Below are 23,258 nucleotides of genomic sequence, written 5' to 3'. Positions count from 1 at the left end.
GGGGTTTGGGTTATGATTTTCCTGGTAGGGTTTATTTGAGGGGGGCTCCTGTTGGGTTGAAGTTGTGGTGGTTGTTCAGGGGGGTGAGTGCTGTATGACATCCGCGAAAAAATTTCAGGATACAACACCAAACATACAACAGCTAAAGCATTTATAAATACAGTAGTCACATTCATTGAATTCCCCCTCCACAATATATGAAAAAAGATTCGATTATATACCATAAAAATTTTTGGCAGAATAAAAAAGTTTGGAAAAATTAACCCTTCAAAGCCTCATCCAAAAGGCTCAGTCCCAGATCAAGATATTCTTTAGCCTTTTCTTCACTCCTTGCCTCTGCAAAAATTCTTATTATTGGCTCTGTTCCGCTAGCTCTAACTAAAACCCAGCCATCATCAAAGAGGATCTTTGTTCCATCGGTTGTGTCGAGTCTAAAGCCTTTCTGCTCTGCAATTTTGGCAACTTTTCCAACTATTGCATGCCTATCGCCCTCAATGTGTCTCTTTGTCTTCACCTGATAGAACTTAGGAAGTTCATCAATAAGCTCGCTGAACTTCTTTCCACTCTTTGCAAATATCTCGACTATCTTTGCCACAGTCATTGCTCCATCTCTGCCTAAGACATGGTCTGGGAAAATTACACCACCGTTCTCTTCTCCGCCAATCAAACCGTTGTGCTCAAGTAAAGCTCTCGAGACTATTAAATCACCGACCTTTGTTTTGAGAACTCTTCCATTATACTGCTTTGCAAGCTCATCAATTATGTGTGAGGTTGCTATTGTTGTAACAACCAAGCCTCCACCGTGCTCTTGAAGCATTGCCTTAACAACTAGTGCAAAGGTTTTATCTCCCTGAATGAAGTTCCCATTTTCATCAATAAACACTGAACGGTCTGCATCTCCGTCTTGAGCCACACCAAAATCTGCCCCCAATGCTTTGACAATCTTCATGAATCCTTGAAGGTTCTCTTCGTTTGGCTCTGGATTTCTCGCTGGGAAGTGGCCATCTGGGTGAGCATTCACGCTAACAACCTTACAGCCAAGCTCCCTAAGTAGGTAGGGCAGAACTAACGAGCCGGCACCATTTGAAGTGTCAACCACTACAAAGGGCTTTCTCTTCTTTATTGCCTCCACGTCAACCTTAGACTTTATTGCATCGATGTAAGGTCTTATTATGTCTCTCTTCTCCAAGCGGCCAATTTCGTGCCACTTTGCTCTATCAAACTCTTCCTTGAAGAATAGCTCCTCCACAACAGCTTCCCTCTCCTTCTTTAAACCCAATCCATTTGGCTCTAAAAGCTTAATCCCATTGTATTCCGGAGGATTGTGAGATGCAGTAATCACTGCCCCGCCATCAACTCCAAAGTATCTGCATGCGAACTGAATTGCAGGAGTTGGAGCAATATCTACATCAATAACATTTATTCCAACACTCAAAAGCCCAGAGATTAGAGCGTTTTTCAACATTTCACCGCTCACTCTTGTGTCTCTTCCCACAACGACCCAAAGCTCTTTGTCTGGCTGTTCTCTTTTTAGTAGAGTCCCAAATGCCATTCCTATTTTAAGAGCAAATTCGGGAGTTATCTTTTCATTTGCAATTCCTCTGACTCCAAATGTTCCAAACAGCTTTCCCATTTCCATCACCTTTTCGCAGTTTCTTGGATTTTAATGTTTATAAAAAAGGCTAAAAGCAAAAAAGCTCCATCTCAATCCCTTCCAAAGTCATCTTGGAATCTTACTATGTCGTCCTCACCGAGATACTCACCTATCTGGGTCTCAATGACTTCCAAAACTACTTTTCCAGGGTTCTCTAATCTATGTTTAACCCCAGCAGGGATGAATGTACTTTCTCCAGGTCTCAGGAGGATTTCCTTATCCCCAACTATGACCTTTGCTGTTCCCCTAACAACGACCCAGTGCTCTGAGCGGTGGTAGTGCATCTGGAGGCTCAATTTTTTACCAGGCAGAACTGTCAAGCGCTTGATTTTGTAGCGGTCTCCTTCTTCGAGGACAGTATAGCTTCCCCATGGTCTGTAAGCTGTTCTGTGAACGATAACCCTCTCGTCACCCTTCTCTTTGAGCTTCTTGTAAACCTCCTTAACCTTCTGGCTTTCCCCTCTGTGAGCAACGAGCAGTGCATCTCCAGTGTCAATTATGATTAAGTCCTTCACTCCAACTGTTGCCGTTAAGCGCTCGGTCATTATGAGGTTGTTCTTTGAGTCTATTCCTATGTAATCTGCCTTTAATCCTCTAATTTTAACTGCATTCCCGTCTTCATCTTTCTCGAATGCATCGTAGATTGCATCAAAGCTTCCTAAATCGTTCCAGTAAACATTCAATGGCACAACTGCGGCTTTGTCAGTCTTCTCCATGATCCCGTAATCAACTGAGATATCTGGAACTAATTCATAAGCTTCCTCGATGCTTTTGGCCTCTTCAAATGCATTGTAGATTTCTGGAGCCAATCTTTTGACCTCTTCAATGAAAAGCTCTGTGTCAAACATGAACATTCCACTGTTCCAGTAGTAACCTTCCTCAACATACTTTTTCGCAGTCTCCAAGTCTGGCTTTTCTTTAAATTCAGCAACTTTATAACCGCCTTCCAATTTCTCTCCGGGCTTTATATAACCGTAGCCAGTATGGGGCTTTGTAGGTTTGATTCCAAATGTTACAAAGTAGTTCTCAGCAAGTTTTTCTGCTGTTCTAAAAGCTTTGATGTATTTTTCATTTGCATCAATTAGATGGTCTGATGGCAAAACAGCGACTTTTGATTTTCCAAAGTTCTCATGGATTGTTTTCAGCCCCCAGTAAATTGCTGGGAGGGTGTTCTTCCCTATCGGCTCGAGGAGGACGTTTTCCTTTGGAATCTCAATGCCCATATCCCTAAGCTCATCAAAAACTCTAAAACGATACTCTTTATTGGTTACTACGAAAATTTCCTTTGGCTTTGAGAAAAGTAGAGCCCTCTCTATTGTCTTTTGGAAAAGTGAGGTATCATCAAATATCCTTATAAATTGTTTTGGCATTAATTCTCTACTTAGTGGCCATAAGCGAGTTCCTTTTCCTCCAGCCAAAACCAGCGTCTTCATTTTATCACCTCCAATAATTCTTCTATTGAACTGATATTTACAGCATTTGGATGCTTTAGATTTCCAATTATGAAAGCTTTATCAACAACATCAAAGAGCGGGAAGTCGTTGAGTCCATCACCAACAGCGTAAGATTCAATATCTCCAAAGAACTTAGAATAAAGGAGCAGCAAAATATACGCAGCCTTTCCTTTGTCTGTGTTTCCATGAACGTTGTAAAATCTGCTTCCCTTTGAAACCTTAAGACCTTTAGACTTAATTGCTTCAATGAATTTCTCACTTTTCCAACGAAAGATAGTTTCTGAATATTCTCTCATCATTGCAAGCTCTGCTAAATGTCTCGGAAGCCCTGTGAACTCCATAACTTCCTCAATACTTGAGTTTCCATAATATTTTAAGCCAAACTCTTCACTAAGATCATCGAGGACTTTTTTGATGGCTCCATATTTCTCGCCAAGCTCTATGACAAAGTACTCTCCCACTTCCCTCGTAAAATTGAAACTAAATGGGAAGTATTTCTTTGGAATGTATATTGCACTCCCAGTCTCCACTATGAAGGGATCCTCAACATTTAAGGCTTTTCTGTAATACTCCTGCTCAGCTCTGGTCTTTGACGAATTAAAGATTATTCCAAAGCCTCTCCTTTTTAATTCATTAACCACAGCTTTAGCTGGTTCTGGTGAGTAATCGTCTCCAATTAAAGTCCTATCGAGATCAAGGAATATCACTCTCATTGGATCACCTACAAACCGAGTTTGAGTAAGGTTTCAGAGTTGTTCTCAACGATTCTCATCCATTTCTTCACATCTACATCCCTAATCGGTGGCATTACAATTGGCTTCGGTGGCTCTTCGTTTTCACCTATTATGCTGTGCATCCTTAAATCCTCAAGTATCTTCCTCTTGAGGCTCTCTGAAGCTAAAGTTGAGTGATAAATGGTTGCCAGAGACATCAAAATCATTTCTTTCACATGCCTCTGTCCCTTATCCTCATGGAAGTGCGGATTGAGAGTTTCAATTTGGAATACCTCAATCCCCTGATCAAAGACATCTTGATACTCCTCAACCCCTTCCCATCTTCCAAATCTCTCAAGAAGATAGACTATCTCATATGGCTCTATTGAGTAGCCAGTTGAGAATGGCATTATCTCAGCCAGCTTCATGGTCATCGCATGCTCTCCAGCATTGCCGGTGACCATTATCGTAGTCTCAAAGGCAGTTTGCTCGCTGATTAGCTGATTGAGATAGCGGTTTGTGATTTCACTTACCCTTCCCCATTTCTTGAAATACAAGCTACCCCTTGTAACTTTGGGCTTGTGCCTCCAGTGAAGACGAACCATCGTGTATTCACTCTCACTCATAAGAAAGCCAGCAGCATAGTCTTTTACATATTCATTAACAGCTCCAGGAATGTAGTTATCGGCATCAACAAATCCTACGTATTTTGCGCCAATAGCTTTTGCAAGTAAAATTCCAATAACCATTCCTTCACCCTTGCCGCTCCTAACATTTCCCTTCTCATCAAGTATTGCAGTGTAGCCGACTTTTTCAAATGCCTTGGCTATTCCAGAATCCTTTTGATGAACCATGATAATCCTTGAGTGAGTCAAATTGTAGAAGTGCCTAACCAAATCAACCTCTTGTCTGTATCTATTTGGGCCCTCTCTTTTGCTGTTCGAGACTATGATTATAGGACACTTATGGGGTATTGCCTTCAAAACACCATCAACCAAGTGCAGCTTTTCGTTTTTCATTGGAACAACAACTGCCATCTCTCCCAGTGTGCGGTAAATGTCCTCCCTCGGAATGTTCATGACAGTAAACATCGGCACTTCCTCTGTCTCAGTGTCCATTTTGAGGAGCTTTTGCAATTCATAAATCTTAACAGCTCCGAATATTTCCTTGTAAACGGGAGCTTCTAAAAGCATATTATCACCTCCAGATGATTAGAATGAAATCTAGCCTTTGAAAACCACTGAAGAGCCCTTAAACCCCAAATGAGACTCCATGAATTATTAGTAAATCCACGTATATAAAATTTACCAAAGAAGGAAAGAGATCAGCGCCTCATAGCAAATTCGCTAACAAAGGCTGAGCTTGAGATAGTGTCTCCGATTCCAACAGTGCTCTTCGGTGATGCAACTATTTTCGTTGGTATAAATGTTAGCTGTCTGTCGGTCATATCAATTACTCCATTTTCAACTTCACCAAACTCTTTCTCAAGTTCTTCCTCAATGAAGAAAGCTCTTTCATTTGTTGGCACACTTAGAGCATCCCTAATCTGGCTCAAGTTTTCTATGCTGCCGTACATTGCTTTAGCTGCAGCTGCCAATGCCGAAAATAGAAGAGCATCTCTAACTTCCTCACCTCTGTACTGAGTCAATGCCATGTAGTAGCCATAGGTGTGGAAGTGAATTCTTTGAATTCCAGTCTCGTCCATGAGAAGATGCATTGCATCTATAACTGAGAACACATAGCCCTCAAGCACTTCTCTTGCAAGCTCCTCATCTCCAATTATTTCCATCAAAGATGCCAACTCAACTTCATTCAGCCCAACACTCGTGAATTTTGGCAGTAAGTTAATGAGAGCCTCTCTGACTTTCTTGTTTGCAGTGTAGGCAAACTCAAAATGGCTCTTAACCTTCCTCTCATTGAGTACATCAAGCTGAGCTTCAACTTTACTAAGCACATCTCTGTATGTAGTTCCATCTTCATAGAATTCTTTTAAAACTTGCAGACCGCTTATTATTGCTAAATCAACGTTCTTAACGATTTTATTGAAGTGCTCCTTAAACTCATCCCTTATGTGGACTCTAGCGTTATAGTCATCAGCATTTGCTATGAATCTGTTTTCTCTTGGGGCAACTATGTCAAACACTTGGAATCCTCTTGAGAATTCAAAGATATAGTGAATTAACTCCTCTTCGTTCTCTCTCACAGCTTCTTTAGGATGGACAAGCTTAAATTCTCCCCCCTCAAAAACCGGAACATAAATTGGACCGTCAACAAATAACTCAGCTTGGAGCTTTGGATTCTGAGGAACATGGACTATAGTTGGCACTTTGTAAACTCCACCCAACAAATTGGCCATTATTCCCGCTTGTCCACCAATCCTAAGCTCATTCCAGCCCCATTCTCTCAAATAATTGCGCACACCTTTGTCTTCGACAAACCATTCTATAGCCTTTCCAAGCTTAATGCTCCTCAAAATTCCAGCGAAAAGCTCTTCGAGGGAAGTAACTTTCTCAGGAGGATTTTCCATCAGCTCAAAAACCCTCTTTTTTCCAACTTTCTCAACTCTCTCCTCGAGGTCTTCTTTGTCAAGATATTTTATTGCATCAATGTTGGTGTTGTAAGCTAAGAGAACCCCTCTAACTCTCGGCAACGCGTTTGTTGCATTCTCAAACGCGTTAACATAAAGACCCTTCCAGAGTCTAATTTTTTCCTTTAGGCTTTCTTTCATTCCTATCACCAAATATTGCTACAAAAACAGAAATAATTAAAGGTTATGGTCTAAAAGGATATTCTGAGGAAAAAATAAAATATCTAAAAAGACTAACTTGACTCGTCATTAATTAGGTATAGCCTTGACACTATATATGATCCCTCAGGAAATCTTTGAACAATTTTTATAGGAATGCCCTCTGATGTTGTTGTTATTTCAACATTGGCACTTCCCCATTTTGCGGTGAACCTGTATTCTTTAACACCTGTAAGGGACTGAAGACGTGATGGAGAAACAACTTTAACATCAGTTAACTTTGAGAGTCCACGTTTCCATCCAATTATGCATCCATTATTCTCGATATAGGAAATGTACTCTTGAAGAGGAATTAAATAGAATCTTCTAAAGTTAGAATCTGTCAGAGGATATTTCTCAGTGTTATTTACTAGAATATATCCCGAGTATCCATCTTTGTTTATAGTTAAGTACAATTGAAGCCTACGTCCTGTTGAAAAATTCGCATCTTTATAAACAATGTAGTTACTTCCAATTTTCTTAACTGTGTGATAATACACTATTGTCAAGTTAGGATTTATTAGTTTACCCTTCTCACTGCAAACAATATCCTTAGATGCTATCAAATCCAATTCATCTTTCATTTTGTCAATTGATGGTGGTTTATAGGTTAAGTAAGAGTAACTTAAAGGCAAAAGTATAACAAACACAAAAACCAATACCACCATTAACTTTTTCATGGACTATACCCCCTGTATTCATAAGTCCAAGAGAATCTAAATGTAGTATCTACCCCAATATTTGGATAATCCCAAGAAAATGCATTAGCATAAACTGGCTGGTCCGTATATGCATTGATAATGTAGCCGGCCTCATCATAGAACTTAAACCATCCTGAAGTAAGGTAAAAGCCTCCTGATCCCACATAAACCCAACCTTCCCCTGTATCTAATGTATCAACTTTTACTGTTGGTCTAACCCATCCAATAAGTTCCCATCTTAGATCCAATTGAGTATAGACCTCATATGCAATATATGTCAAATCTGGATTATCCGGATTTGGAATAGTGTCCCATAGAATAACATAGCCCCATCCGTCATATACATTCCACGAAACTGCGTAATCTGCTGAAACCTTGTTATTCTGTGGCAAGCTTACCAAAAACAAAATTCCAATAATCAAACTTACTATTCTTCTTTGCATTCGCCCCCCTCCAAAGAGAAAGTTTCAATTACACTATCTGCTAAAGTTATATATAAATATTTCTCTCATGAACAATTTTATCACAACTTAGAAGAAGTAAGAGGAAATTCAAAACAAGACAATTTAATCTTTCCACTTTGGATTGTCTTTAACAATAACCTTACCGTCTTCTTCAACGACTATCTTTGAAAAGCCCCTCTCCTTTATCGTTCCGTAGTCGTGACCAGCATCAGCTGGATAAACAGCTAAGAATATGAAGGGTTCATTCCCCGTATTGACTGTCCTGTGAGCCCAATAGGGTGGAACATAAACTATTGTCCCGGGCTCCATTTCAATAAACTTCGCATCTCCCTCCGGTGTCTGCAAAAGCATTCCACCTTTTCCTTTCAAAGCAAAGTAGATTTCTGCTCTATCAGCCTTTGCATGATAGTGACCCTTTGTGAAGAAGAATTCCTTTCCAACTTTTCCTGGATAGAGAACAGTTGTTGCAAAGTTTAAATCTCCCTCTTTCTCCTCCTGCTCAACTGCATAAACCTCATAGACAACTGGGTCTTCCTTTTCTACAAGCTCTTTCCATGCCTCCTCATCAAGGAAATACCCTTTCATGTCGCTCAGCTTTCTCACTAACTTTTTGGCATTTTCAATTATTCCAGTTTTAAAATCGAGCTTAACACCGAATGGCTCTTTGTACATCAGCATCACCTCTAATATAGCCTAATGCAGCAAGTATTTTAACTTTTCCCTTGTGTATCACCGGAAGTGTTGAAAAGGAATCAAACCAGAGACCTTAGAATATACGCTACCCCAATTGCAACAGCCCAATAGCCAGCGTTCCACTTGAGGACTTTGTAGCCATCGAGAGGTGGAAACGGCAAAAGGTTGAAGAACGCTATCCAGAAGTTCACTATAGCAGTGTAGAACAAGGATATCATTGCATGAAGTGGAAGCGATAACGTCTTCAGCAAAATTAAAGCGACTATTCCAACTATTATGTTTGTCAAAGGTCCAGATAAGCTTATCCATCCCTCTGCTTCTCTATCCTCCCAATACTGATAAGGGGCATAGATGTAAACAGCCCCTAATGCGGCAAAAAATATTGCATGACCAAATATTATCTTCCCCACTATGCCAAGCAAGAGGGCTATTAAAATTCCAGTGTCCCATCGCTTGTAAAAAGCTACGTACCCATATCTCTTCGCAACCTGCCTATGAGCCAATTCATGGAAAACAAAAGCCGTCAAAACAGCCAAAGCTACATAAGGCATGTTCTTTAGCTCAAAGTTTGAGAACAGAATTAGCAACACTATATATGAAACCGCCAAATCTTCAAGCTCCTGCTTCCTAAAATCTCTAAGAGTCACATTATCTCCCCCTGATTTCAATCTTCTTTCCCAAGACAAGCTCTGCAGCTTTTACAGCAGAACCTCCGCTTCCAACAGCAATTCTTACCTGATCTTTTGGAACATACACTATAATCTTGTCCCCAGAGTATTCAACGTCTATCACATCAACGCGAAGCATCTGCTTTAAGCGTTCTATCATCTCTCATCCCCAAAGTACATTAAGCCGTCCAAATATAAACCTTAACACTTGCTTCAATCAAAGTCCCAGATAGTTCTTCCTTTGTAGAACATCATAACATAGCCACAGTTTTTGCAGATGACTATCTTCACTTTATGAGCTGTAAACCCCCATTTACTGTCGAGCTTTCCTTCTTCAACTCGAAAATCTGTTCCGCCACATAACGGGCATCTTAACTGTTGCCTTTCCATAATTATCACCAAAACTACATCATCTTGGCGATATAAAAGCCTTATGCGAGTTCAATATCTTCTCTATACCTTTCTTATGTCCCAAACCAACGACTGCAACGACTTTAGGTTTTTTAACCCCATTTGCTTTTAAACTGTCCACAATGGCGATTAAATTCCTAGCCATTATCTCGTTTCTCTCCTCGAGGAGAACACGATACAGATAGGGATATCTCATTTTAAACTGAGTCATCATGACTTTAAAATCCATAATAATATCCTTTTCCTCGCGTTTAAGTGGTAAGGGCATAAAAACTGCCAAGCTTTCCAAAAGAAGTAAAAGCTTCTCTCTAAAAGGTGCTTTGAGGATCTTCATTGTTATAACATTTATGTCCTCATCGATGAGATATAAAGGAACTCCCAAAAGTCCCGCCAGATTTATTGCTTCCATCATTTCCCCACCGGGCATCATACCAAACTCTTCTCCCAGCTTTTCCTCAACTTTTGTTAGGATATACTGAATAATTCCTTTCCTCCCGTACTTAACTGCATCTCCAAATGTCATCTTTTGAGGATTCTGTATTGCATAAAATCTCCTTCTATCAAGCTCTATAGCTATTGCATGCGGTTTTTCTTCTAATATTGTTTTCTTAACTCTCTCTCTGCTTTCTGGAGAGACGTGCATCGTTCCAATGACTTTAACGTATCGAAGATAACTCATAACTTTCACCCTTGAAGCTTATTTTATCAAAATCTTTTGGCACTATAAATTTATGGCTACACAACTGCTTCGCTTTTTGGAGATATTCATCATATTCATATCTCGGTGCCCTATGGAACAAAGCCAAAAGCTTAACTTTAGCCTTCTTTGCAACTTCACATGCCTCGCTCACCGTCGTGTGGTAACTCTCTCCTCTCTCTTCATCGCTTAGGTAAGTTGCCTCATGGATAAGCAAATCCGCTCTCTCTGAGAATAACTTAACTCTCCCACAAGGCTCTGTATCTCCCGTGTAAACAACCTTAACTCCTCTCCTCCTCTCCCCAGTGACATCTTCAAGGTAAATAATCTGCCCGTTTATCTCAATATTTCCCTTAAGCTCAAGCTCTTTCATCCAAGGACCGGGTTTTAAGCCGAGCTCGCTAATCTTTTCCAAATCAAAGTTTCCACGCTTGTCTTTTTCTTTAAATACATAACCCAAAGCTGGAATGCCGTGTTCAACCTTAAAGCTCCAAATTTCATAATCCCCAAATTTTAACCTTGTCTCACCAAGCTCATGGACATGAATTTCAAAGCTCGGAGCAAAAAAGCCGCTCTTCAAATAGTTTTGTATAAATTCAAAGGTATATTTTGGACCATAAATGTGGAGAGGCTTTTCTCTATTCCAAAGAGTCATCGTCTGAATTAGGCTCATCAAGCCAAGATAGTGGTCTCCATGAAAGTGAGTTATGAAAATCTTTTCAATCCTCATTGGACTGAGCTTAGCGATGTTGAGCTGTCTTAGAGTTCCTTCCCCTACATCCCAAAGTATAATCTCACCATTATAACGCAGAGCTATTGAAGGAACATTTCTCTCTCTATTTGGCATTATCCCGCCGGTTCCCAAAAATATAACTTCAAGCATGATTTAGAGTAGGGAGGGGAGGTAAAAAGGTTATCGCTCCATCTAGTTCCAAATTATCAATCGAAAGAATTAGTCCATAAGGTTAAATATTCAAAACTCCAAAAATATTAGGGGTGAAAGTATGGAGGAGATTCTTAAAGCAATTGAAGAAAAGGACTGCAAAAAGGTTGCACGCCTTTTGTACTATAAGGTTGACGAGCTCAGCGAAGAGGACTTAAAAGAGGTTCTCGAAAAAGCTGAGAAATTAGCCTTAGAGTGTAAAGATCCTGAGCTATACAAGTTGGTTGTTTACTATTATCTCGAATTCCTTGAAATTGATAAAATATCAGAATTCGAAAAGCTCGCTGAGAAGGAAGACACATTCGAAGCTAAATATCACCTAGCAGATTTATACTTCCTAATTGGAAATCTCGAGAAGTCTCTTGATCTTTACAGACAGATACTTGAAGAAGAGACAGAGAAAGGAAATAAGGAAAACATCGCAAAGGTTTACTACAACATGGCACTTATCCATGAGGAACTAATGGAATACGACAAAGCACTCGAACTAATGGAGAAAGCAGAAGAGATTCTGAAAGAACTTGGAAGAGATGAAGATGTGCTCCACATCCAGATTTATAGAGCATACGTAACTTTTGAGAAAGGAGACATTCCAACAGCAAAAGCAAAACTAGCCGAGATTTTGCCAAAGGTTCTTGACAAACCCCAGCTCAAAGCCCAAATTCACTTAGCATTTGAAGAAATATTTGAAGAGCAGGACAACTATGAAGCTGCTCTACAGGAGTGCCTCTATGCTATGATAGAAGCTAAGGAAGGGGAGTACTTCGATATTGCATTTGATGCACTAATTGACGTAATCTGGCAGCTCATGATCGAAGATGAATTCGAGATAATTTACAATAACATTGATATGTTCGCCAATGCCATTCCGGAGCTAAAGGACTTCTTTGAGGGCATTAAAGCAATTGCACTGTTCAAAGATGGCAAGGTTGGGAGGGAAGAAGTAAGTGAGGCAGTGCTTAAAGTTAAAGACAGAAGGCTGCTTGATTTACTCGAATTTTTAGGCGAAGCTGAGCTTTGATTCTTTTTTCAATTTTCATTGGTGATGGAATGAAGATTAGGATTGCCAAGCTTGAAGATACTAATGGGATTGTAAAAGTCCACTGCTCCGATGTAGAAGAGTGGTATCACTACGAAAATGGACAGAGAAGAGAAGCAGATTTCTACGATAATTTAACCCTCAAGGAAAGGTATCTGCACGGTGGACCTTGGATGAGTATTGAAACATGTGCCATTCATTTGAATAACCTCCTTCTTAACGGACAGATTCCACTGGTAGCAGAAATTGAAGGCAAAATTGTTGGAGAATTAGAGCTGTTCATAAGCGAAGAGCGCATAAATGGAAGAATCAAGAAGATAGCCCACATAGATGTCCTTGAAGTTCACAGGGAGTTTAGAGGACAAGGAATAGGACGAGAACTTGTAAAAGCAGCTGAAGAGCTTGCAAGAAAAGAGAAATGTGGACTTTTAACAGTTACACCAGAGAAAGAAGCAGTAGGATTTTATGAAAAAGTTGGAATTAAAGACATTCTTCATAAGGGCTGCTTCATCAGTCTCAACCTCTCAATGCTTCCGAATAAAGATGTTAAAGCCGAATTTAGCGTTCGAGAGTTCTCTTGGGAAGAAGTCAAAGACAAAGAAATAATTCTCGGAAAATTTCAGAGCTCTTATCATCACTGGTTCACACCATTCAAGGATAGAATAGCTGGGTAGATGATGTTCTTTACTTTGAGAGCGGACAAATCAGAGAGAGCTATTATATCCTTGAGGGAAGCTTCTTTGGAAAAGACATTGCAACGTTATATGCATGGGGAGAAGACGCTGAAAAGCTTATTTTGCAGATTGGAAGTAGAGCAAAGGAGTTAGGATTTAAAGAGATTAGGACTTCAATCTCAGAAAAAGACCTTGAAAAAATTGGAGCTTTCAAGCCCAAAGTCCTTGACATATTTGTCATTCTTGCGAAGACACTGTGAAAACCCTATCGCTGTGCTCAACCCAAAAGACGTTTTAAATCATGCTTCGTGTTTATGTTAAAGAAGCTCTCTTTAAATTCTTCAGGAAGGTCATCAATCGTAATATAACAAGGATTTGCCCTCTCTATCGCTTTTCGAATCATGTACTCTCCTTTCTCTATCTGCTCTTTTAAAATGGGGAGAAAATCCTTGGAGTAAACAGCATGCAACGGCTCTATATATCCATTTACCCACATTGGGATGCATGCCAAAGATTTACTCTCATAAAAGCGCTCAACAATGTAGTCCACAAATTTTGGGTTTATCAGTGGCATGTCCCCAGCCGCAATGAAGGCATCGCCAACCTCTTTTAGAGTCACAAAAATGCCCCCAATCGGCCCAACTAAAAGGTCATCAATCAGAACTCTAAACCCTAATGCCTCAAAGTCTTCCTTTTTTTCTTGGCATGTAACAATTACTACATCATCAATATCCTCAGCTTTCAGCAACCGCTCTATGGTGTGCATGATAATAGGTTTTCCATCAACTTTGTAGAGTAGCTTATTCTCACCAAATCTTCGGGATTTTCCACCAGCCAGTACTGCCGCTATCATCTTCCTCGCATCCCCCTACATAGCAAGGGGTATAAAAAAGTTGGGTTGTCATTTCTTCAAGAATTAAAGGGAAAGAATTAAATCCATGAATTTTTGTTCATGAATGCCAGGTGAAAAAAATGCTCGCGGTTAGATGGTACGGGAAGAGAGACCTAAGGCTCGAAGAAGTTAGAGAGCCAAGTATAAAGCCAGGCTTCATTAAAATCAAAGTAAAAGCCTGTGGCATCTGTGGGACAGACTTAAATGAGTATCTAAATGGCCCAATTTTTATACCAACCAAAGAGCCCCACCCCCTCACAGGAAAAACTGCTCCAGTCACCATTGGTCATGAATTTGCTGGCGAAGTTGTTGAGGTCGGAGAAGGAGTTAAAGGCTTTGAAGTAGGTGATAGGGTTGCTGTCTTTCCAGTAATTCACTGCGGCGAGTGCTACTTCTGTAAGAGAGGTATGGAAAACCTATGTGTAAACTTTGGAGTAACGGGGCTAAGTGAAGACGGAGGTTTTGCCGAATATGCCTTAGTCAGGCCATATCAGGCATACAAAATACCGGATAGCGTTTCATTTGAAGAGGGTGCATTAGTTGAGCCGCTCTCAGTCGGCGTTAGAGCTGTTAAAAAGGCTCAGCTGATGCCCGGTGACAGCGTAGTGATAATTGGTGCTGGACCCATTGGCTTATGTGTCCTCTTGGTTGCAAAAGCTTCTGGAGCAGGGAAAATAATTGTTGTAGAGCCTTCCAAAGCAAGGAGAAAGAAGGCAGAGGAGATCGGTGCCGATATAGCAATTGATCCAAGTGATAAAAGTATTGAGGAAGTTATTGAAGAGATAAGAGGAGAGACAGAACTTGGAGCTGATGTCAGCTTTGAGTGTGTCGGACTAAACGAAACGTTCAAGGTTGCTGTAGAGAGCATAAGAAAAGGCGGTAGAGCAGTTGCTCTGGGAGTTTTTAAATGCCTAACCTCTTTTGATGCTAAAGGACTTGTAGTTGGAGAAAAAAGTATAATTGGATCGGTCTCCCACAGCGCCGATGACTTCTGTAGGGGAATTTCTTTAGTTGCATCAAAGAGAGTTGATGTTAAACCTCTAATAACTTCAAAGGTTAAGCTGGAAGAAATAATAGAGAAAGGCTTCGAGGAGCTCATAAAAAACAGAGATAAACACGTGAAGATACTTGCCGTTGAAATGTAAAGGTTTAAAGCTTTCTTTTATTTTATATCACCTTAGGGGTGATTGCAATGAGGCAACTTGACTATGATGAGGTAATTACAAAGCTGCTTTCTTTTATTCGAGAGAAGGTTGATGAAGCCAAGGTAGAGGGTGTAGTGGTTGGTGTTAGTGGTGGTGTTGATAGTGCTACTACTGCTTTCCTTGCAGTGAAGGCCTTGGGGAAGGAGAAGGTTCTTGGCTTGATAATGCCATACTACGAGAATCAAGACGTGGAAGATGCGAAATTAGTTTGTGAGACTCTTGGAATTAACTACAAAATCATTAACATCAAGCCAATTGTTGATGCTTTTGAAAAGAGCATTGATTTCGAGCCGGACAAGATTACCAAAGGCAACATAATGGTAAGAACAAGAATGATTTTACTTTACGCTCACGCAAACCAGTACAATCTTCTCGTCTTGGGCACGAGTAATAAGAGCGAGCTTTTGACTGGCTACTACACTAAATGGGGCGATGGGGCGAGTGATTATGCTCCATTAATAAACCTCTATAAGACTGAAGTCTGGGAGATTGCTAAGAGGTTAGGCGTTCCAGAGAAGATTATTAAGAAGAAGCCCACTGCTGGCCTCTGGATTGGGCAGACAGACGAGGATGAACTCGGCATAAGCTACAGACTTTTAGATGAAATTCTTTACAGATTAGTTGACTTGAAAATGCCAAAAGAAAAAATTGCTGAGGAGTTGAATATTCCAATCGAGAAAGTCGAACACGTTGAAAACCTAATAAAGAAAACCGAACACAAAAGAAGACTACCAATAGGACCAGAATTTTAGAGTTTAAGCAGAACAATTGCCAAAAAGATGTTGTAAAGAGAAGATAATCCAGCTTGAAGAAATAGAAGCCTTAAAGTCACTTCCCTCGGATAGAGTCCAGAATAAAATGGCAAAATCCTAACCCAGCTTTCATTGAAGAGAACAAACAATCCATTCCCAAGGAACATGCAGGCTAAAACCTCTTGCAGTGGATAGTTATGGCTCAGCATTATCTTTGCTATTCCATAAGCAGCCCTCGGGCTGAAGATAGCGGTTGTAATGTAAGTGATACCCAAAGAGTCTAAGCCAAGCTTTCCAAGTATGGGAGATAAAACAAGAGTCATCTTATCTGAGATACCCGACTTAAGCATAAAGACAACCAAGAGGAAAAGAGGCGTAAACCTTAAAGCAAAGTTTAGTGAGGCTTTTAATCCCTTGATTAATCCCTTTTTGAAAGCCTTCTTTGAAAAGTTAAGCTTAATTTTGTTATTCTCGCCGTTGACTTTTACACCCTTGTATCTCCTACGTCCAATCATCAAAACAACAAAAACAAGAAGAAAATCAAAGAGAATCCTCAAACCAATGAAATAAAGCGTTACAATCCCCAAGAGAGGTAGAAGCACGGGTAAATAATAGCGATAAATATACATAACCCTCAACGAGAGATTTGAAGCAAGGATGGCTATGTAAAGGTCAATTGGCTCAATTAACCCTTCTTTCAACAAGGCAGAGGCATTTGCATGGGCAACTCTTGGGCTAACCAAATACAACGCTGGAACTGGCGTCAGAGCCGGGTGAATGCCAAGCTTTGCTATCTTGGAAGTTTTAGCCCCAATGAGCTTTATCAGGTTAGTCTCACTTAGAGTCTCGGCTAAAATATACCCAAAAGTAATTGAGGCTATTGAAATTAGGTAGAGCCCCAAAAAGTCCAAGCTCTCACGCCCTGTAAACTTTAGCGTTTGCAACTTCCTTCAAAACTGGAACATACGAAATTCCTGGATTTATTCCTCTTCCCCTCGTATCGTAGATATTAAGTTCTATTCCCTTTCTCCTCAGAGCTTTTGCCAGCTCAATGATTTCATCCTTAATTCGCTTTCCAAAAAGTGGGACGTTGGCCTTTCCGTCAGTTATCAAGAATGCCCTAACTTTCAGGGACTTGTCTTTTCTCCTCTCACGTTCGGCAAGCAGAAGAAGATTATAGAGGGCCGAACTCAAAGGCGTTCTCCCTCCAGTTGGAACGCTCTCTATTTTCTCAAGCACTTCCCAGTAGTTCTTCGTAGGTGGAACGAATATTTCCGCTTGATTACCTTTTGCAACTATCAAAGCCATCTTTGACTTTTTGATGTAGCCGTTCTCAACCAATTTCTCCGCTATTCCCTTCGCGATGCTAATTCTTTTCTGCACAGCCATGCTTCCGCTTGAATCCAAGAGCAAAACCCAGAGCGTAGGAGCTTTTGCTTTCCTGACTCTAACGCGAAGGTCGTTTAAATCAAGCTTTATCGGAGGCTTTTTTCCATTCAATACAGCGCAAATAACCGAGTTGTAAAAATCAACATCCCTTATTTCACCTTTGGGGGGAACGTAAGAGACGGGAATTCCCTTTGGAAAGTTTACCACTGTAATGCTGACGTCTCTTGAGGAGCGGTATCCTGTGAATTCGCTTTCATCAAAGTTTCTACTCTCTATCCTTGGGATTTTAGCTTCACTTGAGCGAAAATTCTGCTCTAAATTCCCAATCCCTTGACTTCGAGACTCCGGGTTTCTCCTTTCACTTTTTTCTTCCTTCTTGTGCTCATGCTTATGGTCGTGTTTGTGGTCATGATTGTGCTCCTTATCATCTTTAGACTTTGGAGGCCTCATCTGGGGTGGCTTTTGGAAGGGCTTATCCCTCAAGCGGTGCGGTAAAGCCAATTCCATAGCTTTCTCTAAGTCTTCCAGTGAAACCCTTCTCCTTCCGTTTAGGGCAGCTATTGCTTTGGCTGTCTTTATCGTGGCTATCTCAGCCCTGTTGGTTTTAATTCCCAAATTAACGACTGTTTCAGCCAAAAGCTTCAGCAAATCGTCGCTTATCTCAACTTTGGGCAGAATCTCCCTTGCCTTAACAATCCTCTCCGTAAGCTTTTTCTCTTCGCTCTCAAACTTCTTATAGAAGCTTATCGGATCTTCATGAAATTCTTCAACTCTCTTAACTATCTCTATTCTCTCCTCTGGGTTCATTGGAGCGCTTACCTCGACGCATAAACCAAATCTATCGAGGATTTGAGGTCTGAGCTCACCTTCCTCTGGGTTCATGCTTCCAACTAAGATGAATCTTGCTGGATGCCTAAAGGAAATCCCTTCCCTCTCTATTGTATTCCATCCCATTGCCGCAGCATCTAAGAGTGAATCAGCTATGTAGTCATCTAGGAGGTTCACTTCATCAATGTAAAGAACCCCTCTGTTTGCTTCCGCAAGTATTCCCGGCTGCAGAGCTTTTTTGCCCTCTTTTAAAAAGCGCTCAACGTCAACTGTTCCAACCAATCTGTCTATCGTAACGCTCAAGGGCAAGTCCACAACGCGCATCTTCCTCTTTGCTGTGGGTAACTCTTCCCCATTTTCATATCTCTCATAACAGCTGTCGCACATCTCCAAAGGATTCCTCGGATTGCAGTTGAAGGGACAGCCATCAACGACCTCAATTTCTGGCAAAACGTTAGCCAAAGCCCTAACTAAGGTTGATTTCCCCGTCCCCTTATCTCCTTTAAGCAAGACACCACCAATTAGCGGATTAACGGCTACACAAAGTAAAGCTAATTTAGCCTTTTCCTGCCCGACTATTGCAGAGAATGGAAAGACTAAGCGTTTTTCACGAGGCTCCATATTTTATCCACCTCCTCAATTTTTTCACTCCAGTGTTCGTCATCCTCAGCTGTGTAGATTTCAATTGTCCCACCTTGAACTTCCCCTTCACCAAGACTCTCCTCCAAAATTCCCTCAATCTCGGAATAGACCTCCATGAGCTTTTCAATTAATTCATCACTCGTCTTCCATAAGCCGCGCTCATAAGCTTCAATCAAACGCCTTGCAATTTCCTCAATAGCGTAAGGATTGTGCTCCTCGAACCATCTCCGCATTTCTTCATCTAGAACGTATTTCTGTGCTATCTCGTCAAAAACCCAATCTTCAACGAGCTTCGTCGTTGCCTCCCAGCCGTATAAGTGAAGAATCTTCTTGGAGAACTCACTAGCCCCTCTGTAGCCATGCTTCTTCATTTCCTCAATCCACCTATCATTGAGGAGCTTTGCCCTAACGACCCTTTCAAGCTCAACTTTCATGTCAACTATTTTGGCATCGCTTATGTCCCTTGTGTCTGTCTGAACCACTTCAACGTTCTTGCCTGTTAAGGCATCAACAGCCGTCTTAAAGCCCCCGTGATGTGCAAAATAGCAGCAACAGTTCGTCGGGTCGTGCTCATCACTTATGTGGTTTCTGTTGATTACATCCACCTCTCTTAAGTTCAAAACCAATGATTCATGAGCTTCAACGCCAAAGGCATCTTTTCCATAAGCATAGCCGCTCCACTGAACCCACACTTTAGCTAAATCCTCGTCATTCCTCCAGCCCGATGATTCAACTGCTAAATTTACTCCAGCCCCGTAGGCACCAGGTGGAGCTGAAAAAACTCTAAACCTTGCGAACCTTTGGGCTTCTTCAAAACTCTTGCCGAGTTCAATGAGCTTTTTAATGTGCTCAACGTAGTGCTTTTTGATGTAGTTCATCTCTAAGGGTTCATCCAGCGTAACAACTTTCTCTATGGCTTCATCAATTAGATAGATGTAATTCGGCAGTGTATCTCTCACGATTCCACTTATTCTAACCAGAACATCAACCCTTGGTCTTCCGAGCTCTTCTAAGGGAATTACTTCGAGCCCAGCAACTACATCTCCTTTCCAAACCGGCCTAACTCCAATCAAATAGAGAATTTGGGCTATCTGCTCTCCATCAGCCTTATAACCGTCTATGCTCCAGAGAACTTGTCCAACACTCTCTGGATATTTCCCATGCTTTTCTTTGTAAGCTTTCAAAAGTTTTTCAGCAGTTTCAACTCCTATCTGCCATGCTGCTTTAGTTGGTAGAGTCCTTGGATCAACTGCATAGAAGTTCCTCCCCGTCGGTAAAATCTCAAACTTTCCTCTCGTTATCGCTCCCGACGAACCAGGCTCTACATACTCTCCACTCAGTCCCTTCAAGAAGCCGTCGTATTCTTTTTCACATTCAATTATTTTCTCTGCAACTTCAAGGGCTTTTTTAAACGTTTCTTCAAGCTTTTCTTTCTCCTTAACTTTGAATCCAAACTTTTCAATCTCTTCCTCAATAACTTCAAAGCTTTCTCCCCTAAGCAGACGCTCTAAGCTCTTGATGGCTATCTTGTGGAAGATCTCCAACAGTTCTCTGTTCGTAAATCCATTTGTCGTCTCCAAGGGGTTCTTTTTTATCTCGTCATAGTCCAAGCCTACTACTTCAGCTATAACGCGCCTAATTGAAGGGGAAGCGTAAGAATCATAGGCCATTGCCGTGGCAATATATTCCGCCAATCTCTCGGGCTCTTTTGGTGGATGTCCAAAGATGTGAAGGCCAAGATTTATTTGAGAGCCTCTCATCAGCTCAACGTAGCGGTGTATTTCCTCTATCGTCTGCTCTTCATCTTCTGGATTCGTTATTCTCAGCTTGTTTTCCTTAGCTTTCTCCAGAATCTGTTCATAAATTTTCTTTCTCCTTGCCTCATCTCCCAAGCTCTTTGCCTTTGCATACTGGGTTAGGAGAGAATCCAAATCATCCAAAACTTCAGCCATCCCCATTGGAGGATAGATGTGGTCTATAAGCGTCGCGTAGCCTCTCCTCTTAGCAATAACGCCCTCCATTGGATTTGAAACTACATAAACGTATAAGTGCGGAACGTCATCTAAGCTTGCCTCAGGAACGCATGAAGGAGAAAGCCCAACGCCTTTTCCAGGTCTGAACTCTAAGTAGCCGTGGGTTCCGAAGTGTATCATTACATCAGCCCTAAATTTGCGCGTTATCCACCTATACACTGCCCACCACTGGTGCGGTGGGACTATTGTTGGATCATGCAAAATTCTACAAACTTTTCCGTCGCACCTAGCTCCAGCACAGCCGAACTTTGGCTGAGGGGTTATGAAGACGTTTCCGAACCTTATTCCCGGAACGACAAATCTCCCTTCGTAGACCATTCCAACCAATGCTTTGTCTACTTTCCCAGCTAAGACATCCTCTGGCTTTCCCCAGTCCTTGATGATTCTTTCCTTCAAATCCTCCGGAAGCTCGTTGAACCACTCCAGATACTCCTCCAAGCCTACAAAGTCAATTGCTCCTCCGCTTTTGACTATCTCCTCAACGCTTGTCCATCTGAACTCGCTTATCGCTTTCTTCTCCAAAATTAGTTTTATCAGCTCTTCCCCATTCTTTGGCAAATCTTCACCAACGTAGTAGCCTTCCTCCTTAAGCTTGTGCAGAAGTCTAACGATGCTCTCCGGGACATCCAAACCAAGTCCAACCGCTATGTTTGCCTCAAGCCCTTTACATGGAGGGTTTATTAGGACTATAGCAATTTTAATTTCGCTTTTTGGCTTCTTCCTGAGCTCGATCCACTTCTTTACTCTTTTGGCTAAATATTTCATGTGCTCTTCGTAAGGCTCTCCAACCTTGTAGCCTTCAATGTTTCTGGTCCCAGCTATGAAAATTGGCTCAATTGCTCCCGCAACCTCTGGGATTATCACTCCATAAACCTGAGTCATATAGTCAACGCCTTGTTCGCTCTTCTTCCACCCTTCAAGGGACTGGTAGTAAGACCTTATCGGAGCAAAAACTGGAACGTTGAGCTTTTGCAGATTCTTTAAATCAACCGTGCCGAAGGAAATTAAGCTCACGAGGGCATCTATAATCGGCTTTCCATCCTTCATGAAGAACTCTTCAACAGCCTCGCTCTTCTCTCTCCCAAGCCCTGTCGTCGAGTCTTTCCCATAGGTAAACACTGGAATTACACCAAAGCCTTCTTCTTCAAGGGCTTTGATGAGCTCTCCAATTGGTTTAAATTCCTTATAAAGCCAGGCACTCCTCCAGAAAAGAACTCCAACTAACGGCCTCTTCTTGTAAACCATTAAATAGTCGTCCAAGCTCTCAAAAACTCCAAAATTCGGGTGATAGATGCCGTGCATAGGAACTTCTTCCGGTTCTTCGTATTCAATTGCCTCTCCAGATAAGCTTGCTAAAAATCTGACCAGATTTCTGAGATTCTTCTCGCCTCCAAGGACATAATACGTCTTCGCTTTGATTAGGATTTCTTCTGGAACGTTGGCTAGGCTTTCAAGCCCAGCACATGCGATGACTTTAGCTTTGCTCTCTTTAATTTTCTCCTCTACTATTTCGGGAAGCTCGTGGGCATAGATGAAGATTACCTCAGCTGTCTCTACCTTATCCAGCTCCCTCTCACAGTTCTGGTCAGTGAGCACAATTCCCTTTATTCCTTCTTCTCTAAGGATTTCCTGAAGCAAAGGCAAAGCCCTTGCTCCATAACCTATGATTAAACATATCACAACACCACCCCCACAACAGCGATAATGCACAAGATAATCACGCTCCTCGTTATCATTGAGATGAGCATGAGCTTTGTTCCATCTTTTGGACCATAAAGCCCGACATAATAGGGAATCAACACCCTTAGGAAGGTTATATTTGCGAAAATTGAACCGAGAAGAAGAGCCCTTATTAGAGCTTTTTCACTTATTAAACCAGCTTTTAATAGGTTTGCGCCGAGAGTATAGGCTGCTATACTGCTAGCCATTGCACTTAGGGCCACACTCAGCTCCTCTGGCGAAAATGGTAAGAACTCTGCAAAGTTCCTCACAAGGTCACTTAGATGATTGAAAAATCCAACCGCTATGAGCAGGGCCGTTATGTAAGTCACTATAATCATAGTCTTCAGAATTGGGATTGAAGTTTTCTTTGTTTTTGCCAAAGCATTTCTTAAGACATCTTTAAAAGGCTTTTTCTCTCTCCTCTGATTTTGAGGATTGCTCATTTTTCTTGGATTTTTAATCAAAATCTTCCCAGCCACTGCAAAAACCGTTGTCTGGATTAGTCCTATGAAAACCAAAATTCCAAAGTAGAGCAAGCCAAGCCTTCCGAGTGTAGCCAAGAGGATAGGAATTAGCGAGTTCCAATGCCTAACCATTGCTGGAAAAGCGTTCATGAGCGAGGCAATGTAGAGTTCCCTCTTTCCAATTTTGCCCTCCCTATAAAAATCCACAAGCATGGCATTAGCGGCTCTCGTGTTCAAAAAAGCTGTTGCAAAGGTTAATGCACACTCTGCTGGTAGGTTTGAGAGTTTAACAAATGGTTTACCAATGAATGATACTTTCTCCACTATGCCCTTCTCGATTAGAAGCTCAGCTATGAATATCCCAATAAGTAACCCGGGGACAGAGCGCTTTAGGAAATTGAATGCAATTCCAGCTGAAATTATCAGCAATTCCAC

Annotated in this window: 23 protein-coding genes; 5 read left to right on the top strand and 18 right to left on the bottom strand. The window is 41.3% G+C overall.

The features are described 5' to 3' along the window. Positions 1-259: 259 nt before the first annotated feature. From glmM to E3E24_RS11755, 13 genes are all read right to left on the bottom strand, one after another. A complete protein-coding gene (gene glmM / locus E3E24_RS11815) occupies positions 260-1,633 on the bottom strand; it encodes a phosphoglucosamine mutase (RefSeq protein WP_167916057.1) in 1,374 nt (457 codons plus the stop codon). Positions 1,634-1,704: 71 nt separating this feature from the next. Continuing rightward, entirely contained in the window at positions 1,705-3,087 is a 1,383-nt protein-coding gene (locus E3E24_RS11810; RefSeq protein WP_167885203.1) for a mannose-1-phosphate guanylyltransferase/mannose-6-phosphate isomerase, read from the bottom strand. Next, positions 3,084-3,821, bottom strand: coding sequence for a mannosyl-3-phosphoglycerate phosphatase (mpgP, locus tag E3E24_RS11805; protein ID WP_167885202.1), 738 nt, complete (start codon positions 3,819-3,821; stop codon positions 3,084-3,086). The genes E3E24_RS11810 and mpgP overlap by 4 nt, the downstream gene beginning before the upstream one ends. Positions 3,822-3,829: 8 nt before the next feature. Beyond that, a complete protein-coding gene (gene mpgS / locus E3E24_RS11800; RefSeq protein ID WP_167885201.1) occupies positions 3,830-5,014 on the bottom strand; it encodes a mannosyl-3-phosphoglycerate synthase in 1,185 nt (394 codons plus the stop codon). A gap of 131 nt (positions 5,015-5,145) precedes the next feature. Then, positions 5,146-6,549, bottom strand: coding sequence for an ADP-specific glucokinase (locus E3E24_RS11795; protein ID WP_206204912.1), 1,404 nt, complete (start codon positions 6,547-6,549; stop codon positions 5,146-5,148). Between the two features lie 92 nt (positions 6,550-6,641). Further along, entirely contained in the window at positions 6,642-7,286 is a 645-nt protein-coding gene (locus E3E24_RS11790; protein WP_167885200.1) for a hypothetical protein, read from the bottom strand. After that, on the bottom strand, positions 7,283-7,750 hold the full coding sequence (locus E3E24_RS11785) for a hypothetical protein (RefSeq protein ID WP_167885199.1): 468 nt from the start codon (positions 7,748-7,750) through the stop codon (positions 7,283-7,285). Before E3E24_RS11785 ends, E3E24_RS11790 begins: the two co-directional genes overlap by 4 nt. A 123-nt stretch (positions 7,751-7,873) precedes the next feature. After that, positions 7,874-8,443 carry a glucose-6-phosphate isomerase gene (gene pgiA, locus E3E24_RS11780; protein WP_167885198.1) on the bottom strand — a complete coding sequence of 190 codons (570 nt, stop codon included), beginning with the start codon at positions 8,441-8,443 and terminating at the stop codon, positions 7,874-7,876. An 80-nt stretch (positions 8,444-8,523) separates the two neighbouring features. Beyond that, positions 8,524-9,111 carry a site-2 protease family protein gene (locus E3E24_RS11775; protein ID WP_167885197.1) on the bottom strand — a complete coding sequence of 196 codons (588 nt, stop codon included), beginning with the start codon at positions 9,109-9,111 and terminating at the stop codon, positions 8,524-8,526. 1 nt (position 9,112) lies between these two features. Then, complete coding sequence (locus tag E3E24_RS11770; RefSeq protein WP_042679281.1) at positions 9,113-9,292, bottom strand: KH domain-containing protein; 180 nt, start codon at positions 9,290-9,292, stop codon at positions 9,113-9,115. 53 nt (positions 9,293-9,345) lie between these two features. Then, a complete protein-coding gene (locus tag E3E24_RS11765) occupies positions 9,346-9,522 on the bottom strand; it encodes a zinc ribbon domain-containing protein (protein WP_240912133.1) in 177 nt (58 codons plus the stop codon). A gap of 19 nt (positions 9,523-9,541) precedes the next feature. Then, positions 9,542-10,222 (bottom strand): TraB domain-containing protein, encoded by a 681-nt coding sequence (locus tag E3E24_RS11760; RefSeq protein ID WP_167885196.1) that lies wholly within the window; start codon positions 10,220-10,222, stop codon positions 9,542-9,544. Continuing rightward, positions 10,200-11,123 carry a ribonuclease Z gene (locus tag E3E24_RS11755; RefSeq protein WP_167885195.1) on the bottom strand — a complete coding sequence of 308 codons (924 nt, stop codon included), beginning with the start codon at positions 11,121-11,123 and terminating at the stop codon, positions 10,200-10,202. Before E3E24_RS11755 ends, E3E24_RS11760 begins: the two co-directional genes overlap by 23 nt. A gap of 121 nt (positions 11,124-11,244) precedes the next feature. Here E3E24_RS11755 and E3E24_RS11750 point away from each other — a divergent pair, with 121 nt between their 5' ends. The 3 genes from E3E24_RS11750 (at position 11,245) to E3E24_RS12915 (ending at position 13,156) form a co-directional block, all read left to right on the top strand. Continuing rightward, positions 11,245-12,204 (top strand): tetratricopeptide repeat protein, encoded by a 960-nt coding sequence (locus E3E24_RS11750; protein WP_167885194.1) that lies wholly within the window; start codon positions 11,245-11,247, stop codon positions 12,202-12,204. A 29-nt stretch (positions 12,205-12,233) separates the two neighbouring features. Then, positions 12,234-12,896, top strand: a complete 663-nt coding sequence (locus tag E3E24_RS11745) for a GNAT family N-acetyltransferase (protein ID WP_240912108.1) — start codon at positions 12,234-12,236, stop codon at positions 12,894-12,896. A gap of 122 nt (positions 12,897-13,018) precedes the next feature. Further along, entirely contained in the window at positions 13,019-13,156 is a 138-nt protein-coding gene (locus E3E24_RS12915) for a hypothetical protein (RefSeq protein WP_240912107.1), read from the top strand. Positions 13,157-13,173: 17 nt separating this feature from the next. Here the strand turns inward: E3E24_RS12915 and mobA are convergent, their stop codons facing one another. After that, on the bottom strand, positions 13,174-13,749 hold the full coding sequence (mobA, locus tag E3E24_RS11740; protein WP_167885193.1) for a molybdenum cofactor guanylyltransferase MobA: 576 nt from the start codon (positions 13,747-13,749) through the stop codon (positions 13,174-13,176). 119 nt (positions 13,750-13,868) lie between these two features. Here mobA and E3E24_RS11735 point away from each other — a divergent pair, with 119 nt between their 5' ends. Then, the gene (locus E3E24_RS11735) at positions 13,869-14,933 is read left to right on the top strand and encodes a 2,3-butanediol dehydrogenase (RefSeq protein WP_167885192.1); all 1,065 of its coding nucleotides are present in this window, start codon (positions 13,869-13,871) and stop codon (positions 14,931-14,933) included. Positions 14,934-14,980: 47 nt separating this feature from the next. Beyond that, positions 14,981-15,745, top strand: a complete 765-nt coding sequence (locus tag E3E24_RS11730) for an NAD+ synthase (RefSeq protein ID WP_167885191.1) — start codon at positions 14,981-14,983, stop codon at positions 15,743-15,745. On the opposite strand, the gene E3E24_RS11725 is transcribed toward E3E24_RS11730, so the two are convergent. The 4 genes from E3E24_RS11725 to E3E24_RS11710 are packed head-to-tail and all read right to left on the bottom strand — an operon-like array spanning position 15,742 to position 23,258. Then, positions 15,742-16,656, bottom strand: coding sequence for a hypothetical protein (locus E3E24_RS11725; RefSeq protein ID WP_167885190.1), 915 nt, complete (start codon positions 16,654-16,656; stop codon positions 15,742-15,744). The genes E3E24_RS11730 and E3E24_RS11725 overlap by 4 nt on opposite strands. A gap of 4 nt (positions 16,657-16,660) precedes the next feature. Next, on the bottom strand, positions 16,661-18,583 hold the full coding sequence (locus E3E24_RS11720) for a VWA domain-containing protein (RefSeq protein WP_167885189.1): 1,923 nt from the start codon (positions 18,581-18,583) through the stop codon (positions 16,661-16,663). Then, complete coding sequence (gene cobN, locus E3E24_RS11715) at positions 18,559-22,317, bottom strand: cobaltochelatase subunit CobN (protein WP_167885188.1); 3,759 nt, start codon at positions 22,315-22,317, stop codon at positions 18,559-18,561. The genes E3E24_RS11720 and cobN overlap by 25 nt, the downstream gene beginning before the upstream one ends. Next, on the bottom strand, positions 22,314-23,258 hold the full coding sequence (locus tag E3E24_RS11710) for a hypothetical protein (RefSeq protein WP_167885187.1): 945 nt from the start codon (positions 23,256-23,258) through the stop codon (positions 22,314-22,316). The genes cobN and E3E24_RS11710 overlap by 4 nt, the downstream gene beginning before the upstream one ends.

This window comes from Thermococcus sp. LS2, from assembly GCF_012027375.1.
GTDB lineage: Archaea > Methanobacteriota_B > Thermococci > Thermococcales > Thermococcaceae > Thermococcus_B.
Note: the sequence above shows the minus strand (reverse complement) of the source record. Positions and strands in the feature narration are given on the sequence as shown.

Excerpts from the sequence above, each read along its gene's own strand:
- glmM (WP_167916057.1), bottom strand. The coding sequence starts at position 1,633 with ATGGGAAAGCTGTTTGGAACATTTGGAGTCAGAGGAATTGCAAATGAA.
- E3E24_RS11810 (WP_167885203.1), bottom strand. The coding sequence starts at position 3,087 with ATGAAGACGCTGGTTTTGGCTGGAGGAAAAGGAACTCGCTTATGGCCA.
- mpgP (WP_167885202.1), bottom strand. The coding sequence starts at position 3,821 with ATGAGAGTGATATTCCTTGATCTCGATAGGACTTTAATTGGAGACGAT.
- mpgS (WP_167885201.1), bottom strand. The coding sequence starts at position 5,014 with ATGCTTTTAGAAGCTCCCGTTTACAAGGAAATATTCGGAGCTGTTAAG.
- E3E24_RS11795 (WP_206204912.1), bottom strand. The coding sequence starts at position 6,549 with ATGAAAGAAAGCCTAAAGGAAAAAATTAGACTCTGGAAGGGTCTTTAT.
- E3E24_RS11790 (WP_167885200.1), bottom strand. The coding sequence starts at position 7,286 with ATGAAAAAGTTAATGGTGGTATTGGTTTTTGTGTTTGTTATACTTTTG.
- E3E24_RS11785 (WP_167885199.1), bottom strand. The coding sequence starts at position 7,750 with ATGCAAAGAAGAATAGTAAGTTTGATTATTGGAATTTTGTTTTTGGTA.
- pgiA (WP_167885198.1), bottom strand. The coding sequence starts at position 8,443 with ATGTACAAAGAGCCATTCGGTGTTAAGCTCGATTTTAAAACTGGAATA.
- E3E24_RS11770 (WP_042679281.1), bottom strand. The coding sequence starts at position 9,292 with ATGATAGAACGCTTAAAGCAGATGCTTCGCGTTGATGTGATAGACGTT.
- E3E24_RS11765 (WP_240912133.1), bottom strand. The coding sequence starts at position 9,522 with ATGGAAAGGCAACAGTTAAGATGCCCGTTATGTGGCGGAACAGATTTT.
- E3E24_RS11760 (WP_167885196.1), bottom strand. The coding sequence starts at position 10,222 with ATGAGTTATCTTCGATACGTTAAAGTCATTGGAACGATGCACGTCTCT.
- E3E24_RS11755 (WP_167885195.1), bottom strand. The coding sequence starts at position 11,123 with ATGCTTGAAGTTATATTTTTGGGAACCGGCGGGATAATGCCAAATAGA.
- E3E24_RS11750 (WP_167885194.1), top strand. The coding sequence starts at position 11,245 with ATGGAGGAGATTCTTAAAGCAATTGAAGAAAAGGACTGCAAAAAGGTT.
- E3E24_RS11745 (WP_240912108.1), top strand. The coding sequence starts at position 12,234 with ATGAAGATTAGGATTGCCAAGCTTGAAGATACTAATGGGATTGTAAAA.
- mobA (WP_167885193.1), bottom strand. The coding sequence starts at position 13,749 with ATGATAGCGGCAGTACTGGCTGGTGGAAAATCCCGAAGATTTGGTGAG.
- E3E24_RS11735 (WP_167885192.1), top strand. The coding sequence starts at position 13,869 with ATGCTCGCGGTTAGATGGTACGGGAAGAGAGACCTAAGGCTCGAAGAA.
- E3E24_RS11730 (WP_167885191.1), top strand. The coding sequence starts at position 14,981 with ATGAGGCAACTTGACTATGATGAGGTAATTACAAAGCTGCTTTCTTTT.
- E3E24_RS11720 (WP_167885189.1), bottom strand. The coding sequence starts at position 18,583 with ATGGAGCCTCGTGAAAAACGCTTAGTCTTTCCATTCTCTGCAATAGTC.